The sequence below is a fragment of the Actinomadura hibisca NBRC 15177 genome (assembly GCF_001552635.1).
Taxonomy (GTDB): domain Bacteria; phylum Actinomycetota; class Actinomycetes; order Streptosporangiales; family Streptosporangiaceae; genus Spirillospora; species Spirillospora hibisca.
Genome location: NZ_BCRO01000083.1, coordinates 1 through 15,855, shown reverse-complemented (window position 1 = coordinate 15,855; position 15,855 = coordinate 1). Strand labels below are relative to the sequence as shown.

At 73.4% G+C, this 15,855-nt stretch carries 8 protein-coding genes; 1 reads left to right on the top strand and 7 read right to left on the bottom strand.

Annotated features, from left to right (window positions below; genetic code table 11):
- From AH6_RS32915 to AH6_RS32890, 6 genes are all read right to left on the bottom strand, one after another.
- Positions 1–1,719: a GMC oxidoreductase gene (locus AH6_RS32915; protein ID WP_067488017.1), complete on the bottom strand. Its 1,719-nt coding sequence runs from the start codon at positions 1,717–1,719 to the stop codon at positions 1–3.
- 263 nt (positions 1,720–1,982) lie between these two features.
- Entirely contained in the window at positions 1,983–3,290 is a 1,308-nt protein-coding gene (locus AH6_RS32910; protein WP_157431877.1) for a lysine N(6)-hydroxylase/L-ornithine N(5)-oxygenase family protein, read from the bottom strand.
- Positions 3,291–3,337: 47 nt separating this feature from the next.
- A complete protein-coding gene (locus tag AH6_RS32905; protein ID WP_067488068.1) occupies positions 3,338–4,189 on the bottom strand; it encodes a siderophore-interacting protein in 852 nt (283 codons plus the stop codon).
- A gap of 56 nt (positions 4,190–4,245) precedes the next feature.
- On the bottom strand, positions 4,246–5,640 hold the full coding sequence (locus AH6_RS32900; protein ID WP_218005990.1) for a DHA2 family efflux MFS transporter permease subunit: 1,395 nt from the start codon (positions 5,638–5,640) through the stop codon (positions 4,246–4,248).
- Positions 5,637–12,614 (bottom strand): non-ribosomal peptide synthetase, encoded by a 6,978-nt coding sequence (locus AH6_RS32895; protein ID WP_067488015.1) that lies wholly within the window; start codon positions 12,612–12,614, stop codon positions 5,637–5,639. Before AH6_RS32895 ends, AH6_RS32900 begins: the two co-directional genes overlap by 4 nt.
- The gene (locus AH6_RS32890; RefSeq protein ID WP_067488013.1) at positions 12,611–13,252 is read right to left on the bottom strand and encodes a GNAT family N-acetyltransferase; all 642 of its coding nucleotides are present in this window, start codon (positions 13,250–13,252) and stop codon (positions 12,611–12,613) included. Before AH6_RS32890 ends, AH6_RS32895 begins: the two co-directional genes overlap by 4 nt.
- A gap of 218 nt (positions 13,253–13,470) precedes the next feature.
- Here AH6_RS32890 and AH6_RS32885 point away from each other — a divergent pair, with 218 nt between their 5' ends.
- On the top strand, positions 13,471–14,460 hold the full coding sequence (locus AH6_RS32885) for an ABC transporter substrate-binding protein (protein WP_067488011.1): 990 nt from the start codon (positions 13,471–13,473) through the stop codon (positions 14,458–14,460).
- Between the two features lie 79 nt (positions 14,461–14,539).
- Here the strand turns inward: AH6_RS32885 and AH6_RS32880 are convergent, their stop codons facing one another.
- Positions 14,540–15,151 carry an RlpA-like double-psi beta-barrel domain-containing protein gene (locus AH6_RS32880; RefSeq protein ID WP_067488009.1) on the bottom strand — a complete coding sequence of 204 codons (612 nt, stop codon included), beginning with the start codon at positions 15,149–15,151 and terminating at the stop codon, positions 14,540–14,542.
- Positions 15,152–15,855 lie beyond the last annotated feature (704 nt).

Here is a 15,855-nt window from a genome sequence, read left to right as displayed (position 1 = left end):
TCACGCGCCCTCCGCCTTCACCACCCGCAGCGCGGCGGGCGCGTGCGCGGGCACGGCGGGGCGGCGCGGCGCGACGGGGACGAGCCGCTCGTAGGGCTTGCCGGGTCCGGGGCGCGGATCCTCCTCGCCCCGGTTGGGCCAGAACGCCATGGCGCGCTCGGCCTGCGCGGTGATGGTCAGCGACGGGTTCACGCCGAGGTTGGCCGAGATCGCCGAGCCGTCCACCACGTGTAGGCCCGGGTGCCCGTACACGCGGTGGTAGGGGTCGATGACGCCGTTCTCCGGCGAGTCGCCGATGACGCAGCCGCCGATGAAGTGCGCGGTGGTCGGGATGTCGAACAGGTCGAACCAGGTGCCGCCCGGTGTGGCGTCCAGTTCCTCGGCGAGCATCCGGGTCGCGTCGTGCGCGATCGGGATCCACGTCGGGTTGGGCTCGCCGACGCCGTGCCCGGCGGTCAGGCGGCGGCCCCCGAACAGGCCCCGCCGCTCCGTCACGGTGACGGAGTTGTCGGAGGTCTGCATGACCAGCGCGATGACGGTGCGCTTGGCCCAGTCCCTCAGCGACAACCCGCGCAGGATGGTGCCGGGCTGCCGGGCCGCCGCGCCGAGGAACTTCAGCCAGCGCGGCCTGCCGCCGCCGTCGATGAGCAGCGTGCGGATCAGGCCCATGGCGTTGTTGCCCGCGCCGTAGCGGGTGGGCTCGATGTGGGTGCGCTCGTCGGGGTGGAAGGAGGAGGTGATGGCCAGGCCGGTGCCGTGGTCCACGTCGCCCTTGCGGTGCCAGCCGGTCATGCGCTCCACGCCCAGCAGCGCCTCGGAGTTGGTGCGGGTCAGCTCGCCCAGCCGGGGCGACAACCCCGGCAGCCGGCCGGTGGCGCGCATGCGGTGCAGCAGGCGCTGGGTGCCGTAGGTCCCGGCGGCCAGCACGACCTGTCCGGCGGTCAGGGTCCGGCGGCGGCGTCCGGGCAGCGCCCCGGCCCGGACGGCGGTGATCTCGTAGCCGCCGCCCGCGCGCGGCGCGACGGCGGTGACGGTGGTGTCGGGGATGACCGTGACGCCCGCCTGCTCGGCCAGGTAGAGGTAGTTCTTGGTGAGGGTGTTCTTGGCGTTGGACTTGCAGCCGACCATGCAGGACCCGCACGCGGTGCAGGCGTTGCGGCTCGGGCCCGCGCCGCCGAAGTAGGGGTCGGGGCTCGGCGCGCCGGGGGCGCCGTCGCCGAAGAACACCCCGACGGGCGTCGCGTGGAAGGTGTCGCCGACGCCCATGCGCTCGGCGACCTTCTTCATGGCCTCGTCGGCGGGCGTGACGATCGGGTTCACCGTCACGCCGAGCATCCGCTCGGCCTGGTCGTAGAACGGCCTCAGCTCGTCCTGCCAGTCGGTGATGTGGCCCCACTGCCGGTCGGTGAAGAACGGGCGCGGCGGCACGTACAGAGTGTTGGCGTACACCAGCGAACCACCGCCGACCCCGGCCCCGGCCAGCACCAGCACGCCCGCCTCACCGCGCACCAGATGGATCCGCTGGATGCCGCGCAGCCCGAGCCGCGGCGCCCAGACGTAGCGGCGCAACCGCCAGGAGGTCTTGGGCAGGTCCGCGTCCTCGAACCGGCGGCCCGCCTCCAGCACCGCCACCCGGTAGCCCTTCTCGGCCAGGCGCAGCGCGGTGACGCTGCCGCCGAATCCGGAGCCCACCACGATCACATCGAAATCGGAATCCATCGGCCACCTTCACCTCGACGTCGAGGACGACCCCCGGACTCTCGGTGACGGACCCCGCCCGCGGCCATGCGCGCCGGACAACAATCGGCGGCGGGGTTTGTGAACCGTCTGACAACCACGCCCAGCGTCCCCTGGTCAGGAGGCGCCGACGAGCCCGCTGGCCATGTGCGGCCAACGACAGGCGAACAGAGGGTGACCGATACGACCGCGCCGCCCGGAGCGGTCAAGGAGCTCCGGGCGGCGGGGGTGAAGGTGCGGCTCGTCTAGTGGACGGGCAGCGCCTCCGTGGCGGGGACGCGTCCGGCCAGCAGCGATCCCAGGATCTCGCCCGCGCGGACGGCCGCGTTGGACAGCAGCGACGAGGTGATGCCGTGCGTGTGCTCGGTGCCGCCCTGGAGGTAGATCCCGGCGGTGAGCGCCGGGTCGGTGGCGACGCGGTAGTCACGCTTCACCTGCACGCGGCCCATCTCGTCGCGCAGGCACAACTCGGCGGCCGGGCCGAGCAGCCCGAGCGCGTCGAAGGGCCGGTACCCGGTGGCGCACACCACGATGTCGGAGTCGAGCACGACCCGTTCACCGGTCGGCAGGAACTCGTAGGTGGTGCGGGCCCCGCCGGGGACCTCGCGCACGTCCAGCACCTCGCGGGCGTTGAGCATCTTGAGGCGCTCGACGCCCGCGACCTTCTCCTGGTAGACGCGGCGGTACAGCTCCTCGATGAGGTCCATGTCCACCACCGAGTAGTTGGTGCCCCGGTGGTAGTCGAACAGCCGCCGCTTCACCGTCTCGGGCGCGCCGTGGAACAGGTCCACCGCCTCGGGGTCGAAGATGCGGTTGGCGAACGGGCTGTCGTCGGCGGGGCTGTAGCCGTAGCGGGTGAACACCGAGCAGATCTCGGCGTCGGGGTAGGTGCGGTGCAGGTACTCGGTGACCTCGGCGGCGCTCTGGCCCGCGCCCACCACCGTCCACCGCTTCGGCGCGGGCCCGGTGTACTCGGCCAGCCGCGTCAGGAAGCCCTGGTTGTGCCAGACGCGCTCGGACTGCCGCACGCCCTCGGGCATGCACGGCTGGAGCCCGCCGGTGATCACTAGGTTGCGGGCGCGCAGCGCGCGGCCGTCGCGCAGGACCAGCTCCACCTCGGCGACCCGCCCGCCGTCGCCCGCGACCGGCTGGACCGCGACGGCCTCGCCGTCGTAGGCGACCAGGTGGGACACCCGGTCGGCGGCCCAGGAGAAGTAGTCGTGGAACTCGGTGCGGGTCGGGAAGAAGGTCTTGTGGTTGATGAAGTCGACCAGCCGGTCCCGGTCCTGCAGGTAGCTGAGGAACGAGAAGTCGCTGGTCGGGTTCCGCATCGTGACCAGGTCCTTCAGGAAGGACACCTGCATGGTCGCGCCGTCGATGAGCATGCCGCGGTGCCATCCGAAGCGCGGCTGGCGCTCCACGAACAGGGCGTCGATGCGCGCCTCGGGCGCGGCCTGGGCGTTGTGCTCCTCGATGGCGATGGCCAGGGCGAGGTTGGCGGGACCGAAGCCCACGCCGACGAGGTCGTAGGTGCGGTCTCCCGGCTGGGACACGGAGACTCCTTCGCTTTCGGGGGGTGCGGGGGGCGGGGCCGGCGGGTTCAGGAGGCGGCCGTGGTGCGCTCGGCCTGCTCTTCCTGGCCGGCCTTGTAGTAGTCCTCGTCCCGGTCGTTGTCGTGCTCGTCGTGGTAGGAGGTCTCGTTCATGCCGTGCTTCCAGTAGCCGATGGCGAGGTAGCGGCGGCGGTTGAGGCCGCGCTCGTCGCGCACGTGGGTGCGGATGGCGCGGACGGCCGAGGACTCCCCCGCCACCCACGCGAAGATCCGGTCGCCGGGCAGGTCGGTGGGCCAGGGCAGCTCGCGGACGGCGTCCGCCAGCAGGGTGGTGGTCCCGGCCTCGGCGCCGTCGCGCATGATCCAGCGCAGCTCGACGCCGGGCGGCGGCTTGAGATCCTGGATCTCCCCGGCGTCGGGGATCTCCACCAGGACGTGGCCGCGCGCGTGCTCGGGCAGCTCCTCGACGATCTTCCCGATGGCGGGCAGCGCGGTGTGGTCGCCCGCGACGGCGTACCAGTCGGCGTCGGCGTGCACGCGGCCGCCGGGACCGGCGATCCCGAGCACGTCGCCCGGCCTGGCCTGCGCCGCCCAGCGCGAGGCGACGCCATGGTCGCCGTGCAGCACGAAGTCCACGTCCAGTTCACCGGCGGCCTCGTCGTAGCGGCGCGCGGTGTAGGTGCGGATGGCCGGGCGGCGGTCCTCCGGCGGCCACACCTTACGGCCGTCCGGCCCGACGGTCGGCCACTGCGGGTCGGGGTCGCCGGGAGGCGGGATCAGCACCTTGATGTTGGGTCCGGTGCCGAATCCGGCGATCTCGTCGCCGCCCAGCGTGATGCGCCGCATCCGCGGGGTCACCTGCGCGGTCCGCAGGACGGTCAGGACCCGCAATCCGGGCATGCGGACAGGGGCCTGGTTCTGCGCGGACAATGGAACGCCTCCTTGTTGGGGGGATGTCAGGACTGCTTGGCGGGGACCGCGTCGGCCGCCGTGGCGGCGGGCGGTCCGACCTTGGTGAGCCGGTAGGCGAAGGCGGCCGCGACGACGGCGCAGCCGGCCGCCACGAGCATCGCGGCGTGGTACGGGACGAGCCCGCCGGCGGACTGCCCGGCGGCCAGGACCCCGGCGGCCAGGGAGACCCCGAGCGCCGAGGCCATCAGGCGCTGGGCGTTGTAGACGGTGGAGGCGGCGGCGGTGGCCGCCTTGCCGATGGTCGCGAACGCGGTGATCTGGAGCTGGATGGACGACTGGCCGACGCAGAAGCCCATCACCAGGTGCAGGACGCCGACGGCGGCCAGCGGCGTCCCGGCGGTGATCAGGTCGGTGGCGGCGATCGTCGCGGCCGCGCCCAGCATGCAGAAGGTGACCACGCGGCCCGCGCCGAACCGGTCCTGGAGCTTCCCGGCGACCTGCGAGGCGCACATCAGGCCCACCGCCTTGGGGAACATCGCGATCCCCGCCTCCGACGGCGACGCGCCGAGGCCCTGCTGGTACAGCAGGCTGAAGGCGTATCCGGCGGCCATGAACCCGGCCACCAGGAACACCATCGCGGTCCCGGCGGCGCGGAACGCCGCGTCGCCGAACACGCCGAGATCCACCAGGGGCTCTTCGGCGCGGCGCTCGACGCGCACGAACGCGGCGACCAACGCGACGCCGAGCACGCCGAGGCCGATCGGGAGCGGGCCCCAGCCGCCGGTGGCCCCGGCGTTCAGGGCGAACATCACCAGGCCCGCGCCGGGCGTGATCAGCAGGAAGCCCGGCACGTCGAAGCGGCGGGTCCGCCGCTCGGCCTGCCCGCCGAGCGCGATCGCGCCGATGACCAGCGCGAGCACGCCGACCGGGACGTTGACCATGAAGCCCCAGCGCCACGACAGGTGCTCCACCAGGAACCCGCCCACGACCGGCCCGACCGTGGGGGCCAGCGCGCCGGGCAGCACGATGGCCTTGGCCAGCCGGATGCGCTCCTCGGGCGGGTAGGCCAGGTACAGCAGGGTGAGGCCGACCGGGGTCAGCAGCCCGCCGGACACGCCCTGGAGCACGCGCGAGGCGATCAGGACGTGCAGGCTGCCCGCGATCCCGCACAACACCGACGCGGCGGTGAACGCGGTGAGCGCGACCAGGAAGACGCGCTTGGCGCCGAACCGGTCGCTCAGCCAGCCCGACAGCGGGATGCACACCGCGACGCTGACCAGGTAGGCCACGTCCACCGCGCCGGTCGCGGCGGGCTCGACGCGGAACTCGCGGGCGATCGCGGGCAGCGCGAGGTTCACGATCGTGGTGTCCATGCCGACCATGAACAGCACGGTCACGTAGACCACGCACACCACGGCGCGGCCGCGCGGGGCGCTCACCGGTCCGTCCTGCGCAGGCGCGCGTCCACGACGGCCCCGATCTCGGCGATCTCGGCGGGCTGGGTCATGTCCTTGTGCTCGCACTGCACGTCGTGGTTGACGAGCTCGCCGCCGACGTGGGGCTCCCACAGGTGGTAGGTCGGCGACGCCTTGCCCTTGCCGAGTTCGGCGGGGTTGAGCGCGGCGGTGAAGAACAGCAGGTCGCCGTCGAAGCGGCCGAACGCGGCGTCCTTCTCCAGCCGGGCGCTGACCGCGAAGTTGTCGATCATCGCGGCGGGGGTGAAGTCCTTCAGGTTGGCCAGCGCGCTGCCCTCGGCCTTGAGGATCTCCATCACGCGCTCGCGGCCGAGCGGCCCGCGCTCGGCCGACATGTCGTGGCCGACCATGTAGAGCAGGGCGCGCAGCGCGTCCTCCTCGCTGGGCAGCTTGTCCCACACCCCGCTCGGGTAGGAGTCGAGCATCACCAGCAGGTCGACCTCCTCGCCCTGCTCGCGCAGGGCGACGGCGACGTGGTGGGCGATGACGCCGCCGAACGACCAGCCCAGCAGCGCGTAGGGACCGTGCGGGCGGGCCTTGCGCATCTCGGCGATGTACTCGGCGGCCATCTCGGCCAGCGTGTCGGCCGGGTGGATGCGCCGCGCCAGGTTGCGGGCCTGCACGCCGTAGATCGGACGGTCGTGGACGTGCTTCATCAGCCCGGAGAAGCACCAGGCGATGCCCCCGGCCGGGTGGAAGCAGAACAGCGGGGTGCCCTCGCCGGAGGTGCGGAACGGCAGCAGGATCTCCAGCGCGTCGCCGTCGCCGCCGCTCTCCAGCCGGTCGGCCAGCTCGGCGGGGGTGGGCGCGGCGAAGATGTTGCCGACGTTCAGCTCGACGCCGAACTCGGTCTGGATGCGGCCGATGAGGCGCGCGGCCAGCAACGAGTGGCCGCCGAGGTCGAAGAAGGAGTCGTCGATGCTGACGCGCGGCACGCCGAGCACCTCGGCGTACAGCTCGCAGAGCATCTCCTCCTGCCGGGTGCGCGGGCCGCGCCCGGAGGTCCCGGCGGTGAGGTCGGGCGCGGGCAGCGCCTTGCGGTCGAGCTTCTCGCTGGGGGTCAGCGGCAGCGCGGCCAGCGTCACGAACGCCGACGGCACCATGTAGTCGGGCAGTTCGGCGGCCAGCGCGGCGCGCAGGGCGCGTTCGTCGATCTCCTTCTCGGGCACGACGTAGGCGACCAGGCGCGCGACAGCGCCCATGGTCGCGCTCGCTTGCTCACTCGTTCCTCGCTCCGCCACTCGCCGCTCGGGTGGCTGATCCTCCCGGACGATCACCGCGGCCTGCGCGACGCCGTCCTGCCGGGCGAGCGCCGACTCGATCTCGCCCAGCTCGATACGGAAGCCGCGCACCTTGACCTGGTCGTCGGCGCGCCCGGCGAAGTGCAGCACCCCGTCGCGGCTCCAGCGGGCCAGGTCGCCGGTGCGGTACATGCGGTCGCCGGGCGGCCCGTAGGGGTCGGCGACGAACCGCTCGGCCGTCTGGCCGGGGCGGCCGAGGTAGCCGCGCGCCAGGCCGTCGCCCGCCAGGTACAGCTCGCCGACGACGCCGGGCGGCACCGGCCGCAGCGCGCCGTCCAGCACGTAGGCGCGGGTGCCGGGGTCGGGGCGGCCGATCGGGACGGGCCCGGACGCGTCCGGGTCGCAGTCCCACAGGGTGGCGTTGACGGTGGCCTCGGTCGGGCCGTAGGCGTTGACGACGCGGTGGCGGCGGCCCCAGCGGGCGACCAGGTCCTGCGGCACCTTCTCCGCGCCGATCGCCAGCGTCGCGCCGTCGGGCAGGCCGACCTCGGGCGGGAACATCGCCAGCACCGAGGGCGGCAGGCCGAGCATCGTCACCTTGTGGCGGCGGGCGAAGTCGGCCAGCGGCGCGCCGGGGACGCGCTTGTCGGCGGGGCAGATCACCAGCGCGCCGCCCGACAGCAGCGGGATGCAGATCTGCCAGAGCGCGGCGTCGAAGCTGAGTGAGGCGAAGTGCAGCACGCGGCTGCCAGGGCCCGCGCCGAACCGCTGCTCCTGGGTGGCGACCAGGTCGGCGATGCCCGCGTGGGTGACCACGACGCCCTTGGGGCGGCCGGTGGAGCCGGAGGTGTAGATGACGTAGGCGGCGTGGTGCACCGACGGCGGTCCGGGCGGGTCGGTGTCGGGCAGGCCCGCCAGGTCCGTGTGGTCGATGGCGTCGATCACGTGGACGGGGCGGGCGTCGGTCCGCATGTAGGCCAGCCGGTCGGCCGGGTACTCGGGGTCGAGCGGCAGGTAGGCGGCCCCGGCCTTCATCACCGCCAGGACGGCCACCACCATGTCGGCGGTGCGCGGCAGGCTGATGCCGACCAGGTCCTCGGGGCGCACGCCCCGGTCGCGGACCAGGTGGTGCGCCAGCCGGTTGGCGCGGGCGTTGAGCTGGGCGTAGGTCAGCTCCAGCTCGTCGGTCACGACGGCGACGGCCCCGGTGTCCCGCTTCACCTGCGCTTCGAACAGCGTGGGCAGGGTCGCGGGCGGGAGGTCGTGCCCGGTGTCGTTCCAGGTCCGCAGGATCGTGGCGCGCTCGGCGTCGCCCAGCACGTCCAGCTCGGTGATCGGCCGGGCCGGGTCGGCGACGGCCTGTTCCAGCAGCCGGACCAGGCGCGCGGCCAGGGCCTCGACGGTGGCGCGGTCGAACATCTCCGCGCTGTACTCCACGGCCCCTTCGACGCCGTCGCGGCCCGCGTGCTCGACCAGGCGGAACGCCAGGTCGAACTTGGCCGCGCCGGTCGGCACCATCGTCACCTCGGCGTCCAGGCCGGGCAGGACGGGGGCCGTGGCCGGGTCGTCGTTCCAATAGGTCAGCATGACCTGGAACAGCGGGTGGCGCGCCAACGAGCGCGCCGGGCGCAGCGCCTCCACCAGGCGTTCGAACGGCACGTCCTGGTGCTCGAAGGCGGCGAGGTCGGTCTCGCGGACGCGCTCCAGCAGCGCGGCGAAGCCGGGCGCGCCGGAAGTGTCGGTGCGCAGCACCAGCGGGTTGACGAAGCAGCCGACCAGCGCGTCGAGCGCGTCGTCGGTGCGGCCCGCCGCCGGGGTGCCGACCGGGATGTCGGTGCCCGCGCCCAGCCGCGTCAGCAGCGCGGCGATGCCCGCCTGCACGGCCATGAACAGGCTGGCGCGGGCGTCGCGGGCCAGCGCCGCCAGCGCGCGGTGCAGGTCGGGGCCGATCGTGAACGGCACGACCTCGCCCCGGTGCCCGGCGGCGACCGGGCGGGGCCGGTCGGCGGGCAGGTCCAGTTCGGCGGGCAGCCCTTCGAGCACCTTCTCCCAGTGGGCGAGCTGCTCGTCCACGGGCAGGCGGCGCTGCCAGAGGGTGTAGTCGGCGTACTGGACGGGCAGCGGCTCCCAGTCGGGGGCGCAGCCGTTGCGGCGGGCGGCGTAGGCGGCGGCGAGGTCGCCGACCAGGCGGGTCTGCGACCACTCGTCGCCCGCGATGTGGTGCAGCAGGAGGAGCAGATCCTGACGGTCCGGCGCGGCCTGGTGCAGCACGGCGCGGATCGGGGGCTCGGCGGCCAGGTCGAACACGTGCCGGGCGGCCTCGGCGAACTCCTCCCCGGTCGCGGCGCGGTGCAGCAGGGGCGCGGCGGCGGGCAGGACCTGCTGGTACGGGGTGCCGTCGTCGTCGGGGAAGACGGTGCGCAGGATCTCGTGGCGCTCCATCACGTCGCCGAGGGCGGCGGCCAGCGCGGCGGTGTCCAGCTCGCCGGTGAGCCGCAGCGCGATCGGGACGTTGTAGGTGGCGCCCGCGCCGGTCTGGTGCAGGAACCACAATCCGCGCTGGGCGGGCGACAGCGGCACACGTTCGGGGCGGGGCTCGGGCCGCAGCGGCGGGCGGCCGGTCGCCGTGTCGCCGAGGGCGGCGGCGATCGCGGCGACGGTGGGCGTCTCGAACACGGTGCGGATGCCGAGTTCCACGCCCAGCACGGCGCGGACGCGGCTGACGAGGCGGGCGGCGAGCAGCGAGTCGCCGCCGAGGTCGAAGAAGCCGTCGTCAACACCGGCGCCGGGCACGCCCAGCACCTCGCCGAACAGCGCGCACAGCGCCTCCTCGCGCTCGGTGCGCGGGGCGGTGCCGGTCGCGGCGGCGGCGTGGTCGGGGGCGGGCAGGGCCTTGCGGTCGAGCTTGCCGTTGACGGTCAGCGGCAGCGCGGCCAGCTCCACGACGGCGGCCGGGACCATGTGCGCGGGCAGCAGGTCCGCCAGCTGGGCGCGCAGGTCGCCGAGGGCGGCGGCCGGGGCGGGCACGACGTAGGCGACGAGGCGGCGGTCGCCCGGCCGGTCCTCGCGGACGACCACGGCGGCGTGCGCGACGCCGGGACGGGCCAGCAATGCCGCCTCGACCTCGCCCGGCTCGATGCGGAAGCCGCGGATCTTCACCTGGTCGTCGGCGCGGCCGGCGAACTCCAGCAGGCCGTCGGGGGTGATCCGCGCCAGGTCGCCGGAGCGGTACATGCGCGAGCCGGGCGGCCCGAACGGGTCGGCCACGAACCGCTCGGCGGTCAGGCCGGGCCGGTTGAGGTAGCCGTGCGCAAGGCCCGCGCCCGCCACGTACATCTCGCCGGTGCGGCCCGGCGCGACCGGCGTCAGGGCCTCGTCCAGGACGTGGACGCGCAGGTCGGGGATGGGGCCGCCGACGAGGCTGCCCCCGGTGAGGCGGGCGGGGTCCACCTCCAGGTGGGTGACGTGCACGGTCGTCTCGGTGATGCCGTACATGTTGACCAGACGCGGGGCGTCGGCCGGGTGCCGCCGGTACCAGTCGGCGAGGCGGCCGAGGTCCAGGGCCTCGCCGCCGAAGACCACGTACCGCAACGCCAGGGCGCGGCCGGGGTCGTCGGCGTCGGCGCGGGCGAGCTGGTGGAAGGCGGACGGCGTCTGGTTGAGGACGGTGACGCGCTCGTCCTCCAGCAGGCGCAGGAACGCCTCGGGCGAGCGGCTGGTCTCGTGCGGGACGACGACCAGGCGACCGCCGTGCAGGAGCGCGCCCCACAACTCCCACACCGAGAAGTCGAAGGCGTAGGAGTGGAACAGCGTCCACACGTCGTCGCGGGTGAACCCGAACCAGTGGTCGGTGGCGGTGAACAGCCGGACCACCGCGCGGTGCGGCACCACGACGCCCTTGGGCTTCCCGGTCGAGCCGGAGGTGTAGATCACGTAGGCGGGCAGGTCCGGGGACAGGGCCCGGCCCAGGTTCTGCGGATCGTGCCCGGCGGCCTCGGTGATCGTGTCGGGGGTGACGGTCAGGACGGGGCGGGCGTCGTCGAGCGTGGCGGCGATGCGTTCGGCCGGGTAGGCGGGGTCGATCGGCACGTACGCCGCGCCGGTCTTGAGGACCGCCAGGATCGCGGTGACCTGGTCGGGCGACCGGGGCAGGGTGAGCGCCACGAACGTGCCGGGGCCCGCGCCGCGTTCGGCCAGCAGATGGGCCAGGCGGTTGGCGGCCGCGTTCAGCTCGCCGTAGGAGAACGCGCCGGTCACCGCGACCGCGTCGGGCGTCTCGGCGGCGCGCCGCTCGAAGAGATCGACGAGCGTGGCGTCGTTCTGAGGAGTGGGCGGCTGGACGGGCTGCGGGGCCGAGCGCGGGCCGGGCGCGGTGACCTGGAGGCGGCCGATCGGCTGATCAGGGCCGCCCTCGGTGAAGTCGTTCAGCAGGGCGGTCAGGGAGCGGGCGTGCTCGGCCAGGTCGGCGGCGCCATAGAGGCGGGGGTTGGCGTCCAGTTCGAGCGGCAGCACGCCCGTCTCGGGGGCGGCGCCGTGCACGGTGATCGTCAGGTCGTCCACCGGGCCGGCCGACAGGTAGTGCGTGGTCGCGCGGCACCCGGCGAAGTCCAGCGCGGGCGTGAACGGCTTGATGTTGATCAGCGGGCCGGTCAGCCGCCGGTCCTCGCCGAGCAGCCGCAGGTCGCGGCGCAGGTCCTCGCCCCGGTAGCGGCCGTGCTTGCGGGCCTCGCGCAGCGCCCGCACCGTCTGGGCGACCAGCTCCCCGGCGGTGGTGGCCGGGCGCACCTCCAGGCGCAGCGGCACGACGTTGACGACCATGCCCGGCACGCGGGCGGCGGCGGTGCCGAGGCGGCCCATCAGCGGCAGGCCGAGCACCACGTCGCGCGCGCCGGTGCGCCGGTGCAGGTAGGCGGCGGTGCCCGCGATCATCACCTCGGGCCAGGTCGCCCGGGTCCGCGCCGCGAGGTCGTTCGGCCCGGCGGCCGGGACGCGGCCGGTGCGGCGCAGGAAGTCGTGCGCGGGCACCGGCGCGCCCTCGGCCATGCCGGTCACCTGGGGCCGGTCGGCGAAACGGGCCGTCCAGTACTCGCGGTCGGCGGCGAACCTGTCCGAGGCGCGGTAGGCGGCCTCGTCGTCGACCAGCGTCCGCAGCGGCCGGAAGGAGGTCTCGGCGGGTTCCGTCCCGGCGGCCAGCGCGGTGTAGATCTCGGCGACGCGCGTGGTGAGCTGCGAGTAGCCGTAGGCGTCCATGACGATGTGGTGGCAGCGCTGGTACCAGAAGGCGCGCCCGGGAGCGGTGATCAGCGCCTGGGTGAACAGCGGGCCGTCCACCAGCGGGACGGGGCGCGCGAGGTCGGCGCGCATCCACGTCTCGGCGGCGGCGCGCGGGTCGGGGGCGTCCCCGACGTCGGCGCGGCGCAGCGGCCACTCCCCCGGCTCGACGAGCTGCCAGGGCTCGTCGGCGGGGCCGCCGAAGCGCACGTTCAGCGCCTCGGCCTCGGCGACCGCGCGCCGCAGCGCGCGCTCGAACAGCGCCGGGTCGACCGGGCCGTGGATCTCCACGTACTCGGCGGTGTTGTAGGCCGGGCTGCCGGGGTCCAGCCGCTGGGCGAACCAGACGCCCGACTGCGCGCCGGTGAGGGGCAGCGCGCCGGCGGGGGCGGGGGGCGTGGCCTCGCGCATACTGGCAGGGGTCATGCGGACAGGCTCGGCAGGTCCGCCTCGGTGCGCGGGTAGATGAACAGCGCCGCGCGCTTGTGCGGCAGGTCGACCTCGCCGAGGAAGCGCAGCCCCAGCCTGGTGTCGATCTTGCGCGCGATCTCGTTGCCCGCGTCGGGCTCGGAGACGATGCGGGTGCAGGCGGGCTCGGCGGTGAACACGCCGTCGATGAAGGCCCGGAAGATCCGGCCGCCGACGCCGCGGCCGACGCTGTCGGTCTCGCCGATGGCGATGTGGAAGCCGACGTCGTGCGGCAGCGCGGGATAGGTGCCGGCGACCACGTCGCGGGCGGCCCGGTACAGCTCGACGTAGGCGATCGGGCGGCCCTCGTACTCGACGATGAACGGCCGGGCGAACTCGCCCGCGAGCTGGCCCTCGATGTCGGCGGCCCAGCGCTCGCGCGTCCACGCCTGGTCGTAGGTCGCCGCCACGTGCGGCAGGTTCATCCAGCGGTGGATCAGGTCCAGGTCGGCGCCCTCGGGGCGGGCGACGCGGCAGGAGAAGGGCGCCGCCAGCTCGGGGACCGGCGGCGGTCCGGCCGCCAGCACCGCCGGGCCCAGGCCCGATCGGATCTCCCGGGTGTACTCGCCGGTGGGTCCGGCCGGGTCGCTGTGCACGTTGCCTCCAGGGGGGTCGGGGGTCTCCGCACCAGGCAACTTAGGCAAGCCTAAGCTAAGTCGCCTTAGGTAAGCCTTAGCTAAGCATCGGGTGATCGGGGGGTCAACGGCGGCACCCGCCGATCGCGGTAAGAGCGATCTAGGCCACACCCCGTGACAAATTAGGCGAGCCTAACCTAAGGTCTCGGACCGAAGCGTTCCGTTGATCAGGAGAACCCATGACCACCACGACCCCCTCCCGCCGCGGCCGCCACGGCCGTCGCGGACTGGCCGGCCTCGCCGCCGGAATGCTCGCCCTCTCGCTGGGCCTGACCGCCTGCGGCGGCGACGGCGACGGCGGCGAGGAGGCCGGAGCGGCCGCCACGCGCGAGGTCACCGACGCCACCGGCGCCAAGGTGCAGGTGCCCGTCCAGCCCAAGCGGGTGGTCGTGCTCAACGAGACCGACCTCGACTCGGCCCTGGCGCTCGGCGTGCAGCCGGTCGGCGTCACCAACGGCCGCTTCGCCAAGGACGTGCCGGGCTACCTCAAGTCCAAGCTGACCGGCGACTACACGGTCGTCGGCGACCTCAGCACCCCGGCGATGGACAAGGTCACCCAGGCCCAGCCCGACCTGATCCTGGCCGGGTTCATCCCGGACGCCAAGATCGTCGAGCAGCTCAAGAAGATCACCCCGGCCACGGTGCTGACCACCAAGATGACCGAGGGCTGGAAGGACACCTTCACCCGCACCGCCGAGGTGCTGGGCAAGCAGACCGAGGCCAAGGCCGTGCTCGCCGACTACGACAAGCGGGTCGCCGAGGTGAAGGGCAAGCTCGGCGACAACAAGGACGCCAAGATCAGCATCGTGCGCTGGCACGCCCAGGGCCCCTCCTACATGCTGAAGGACCACTTCTCCAGCACGGTGATCCGCGACCTGGGCCTCGGCCGCCCCGAGGGCCAGCTCACCCCGGCCGGCGTCTCCCCCAGCGAGGCGCTCAGCCTGGAGAAGCTCCAGGTGCTGGACGGCGACTGGATGTTCCTGGGCACGCTGAACGCCGACGCCGACGCCGCGCTGGCCGAGGCCAAGAAGATCCCGGCGTTCAAGAACCTGGCCGTCACCAAGGCCGGGCACGTGGTCAACGTGGACGGCGCGATCTGGACCTCGCGCGGCGGCCCGGCGGCCGCCGCCTCGGTGCTCGGCGACGTCGAGAAGGCGCTCGCCAAGTAGGGCCCCGAAAGTAAAAAGTCCCGGAGACCGCACTCGGTCTCCGGGACTTTTTACTTTTCAGCTTTTACCTTCGCGGCCGTCAGGAGCCGAACGGGACGGGAGCGCCCTTCTTGCCCGCGCCCGAGCCCCACTTGACGATCTCGTACTTGACGCCCTTGAGGTGGCCTTCGCCACCGCCGGCGTTGTACTTGCTGGCGGGCTTCTTGCCGTCCAGCAGGTAGCGGAAGGTGTAGGTGTCCAGGTCGAGCATCACGCCGCGGTGGGACGGCTCGCCGGGGCCTCGGTCGCCCACGAAGCCGGTCACGCTGCGGCCGTTGTAGGTGACCTTCACCTTGGTGTGCAGCGGCCAGCTCGGCGAGGCGAACAGGCCCTTCTGCATCGGCTTGCCACCGGCGGGGGCGCCGGTGTCGCCGTTGACGCCCGAACCGTCGTCCCAGAAGTAGGAGGCGGTGGTCTTGCCGGTGAGAAGGGCGGCCGACTTCGGCGCCGCCTTCTTCTCGGCCTTCTCGGCCTTCTTCGCGGCCGCCTTGGGAGCGGCCTCCTGCTGCGCCGCCGCGGGCTGGTGCGACGGCATGTTCTGCTTTTCGGGAGCGTTGTCGTCGCTGGCGGCGGCGATGCCGGCCACCATGACGCCGGCCAGGCAGGCGGCCGACGCGGTGGTCAGCGCGACGTTGAGCGCTCGCTTCTGCATGAAAATCCTTTGTTCGGCGGACTGGGCAGCCGTTCCGCGCCGGACACGCCGGCAGTCAGGGGGAAACGGCCCGAGCATTGGCTCGAAAGTCGCCGTCGTGGAGAACCCGCTAAACAAAGGCCCCGAGTCAGGGCATGGGGGAGCCCGCGTGCGGCCGGGCATGACCGCAGGGGCGGGCACGCGCGAAGGACGCGAACGGTAAAGAGCGGGAATGGTGCCGGCCGGGGGCGCTCTGGCCCGACAAGGGCGACGACCGCTGCGCGGTGGTCGCGTTCCGGCTGGAAGACCCGCCTGGCGGACGGGACACGACGGCTCTAGGCGGAACCGGTCAATGGTGTCTCGACCGGGGCCTGACTACGAGTGTATGCGCGAATACCACGGTTTGGCCAAATCTCGGCTTTCTTTACCTTTGGGAAGGTAGATCCTTTTGCCGGAAGTGCTATGCCATAAGGGATTCGTGCATCCCGCCGGTGGGCGAAGAAGTCGCCGTAAGGATTTGCTGACGCTCTGGGCGAGCCCGGAACGGCGCCCTAAGGACGCCGGGAAAGGCCCTGACGCAGGACTCGGACACGTGCCCGGCCGCAAGCCCTAGACACAGGGACCTGGACGCGGGGCCGAGGACCTGCCTCAAAGACCTCAGCCGTCGCGCGAGTGCCTACCTGTCCCGGCGGGGCGACGCCGGAGGCGAGCCCCACCGGGACAGA

Bases quoted from the DNA above. Each gene is read 5' to 3' on its own strand.
- AH6_RS32895 (WP_067488015.1), bottom strand. From the start codon at position 12,614: ATGACCCCTGCCAGTATGCGCGAGGCCACGCCCCCCGCCCCCGCCGGC.
- AH6_RS32905 (WP_067488068.1), bottom strand. From the start codon at position 4,189: ATGCCCGGATTGCGGGTCCTGACCGTCCTGCGGACCGCGCAGGTGACC.
- AH6_RS32880 (WP_067488009.1), bottom strand. From the start codon at position 15,151: ATGCAGAAGCGAGCGCTCAACGTCGCGCTGACCACCGCGTCGGCCGCC.
- AH6_RS32915 (WP_067488017.1), bottom strand. From the start codon at position 1,719: ATGGATTCCGATTTCGATGTGATCGTGGTGGGCTCCGGATTCGGCGGC.
- AH6_RS32885 (WP_067488011.1), top strand. From the start codon at position 13,471: ATGACCACCACGACCCCCTCCCGCCGCGGCCGCCACGGCCGTCGCGGA.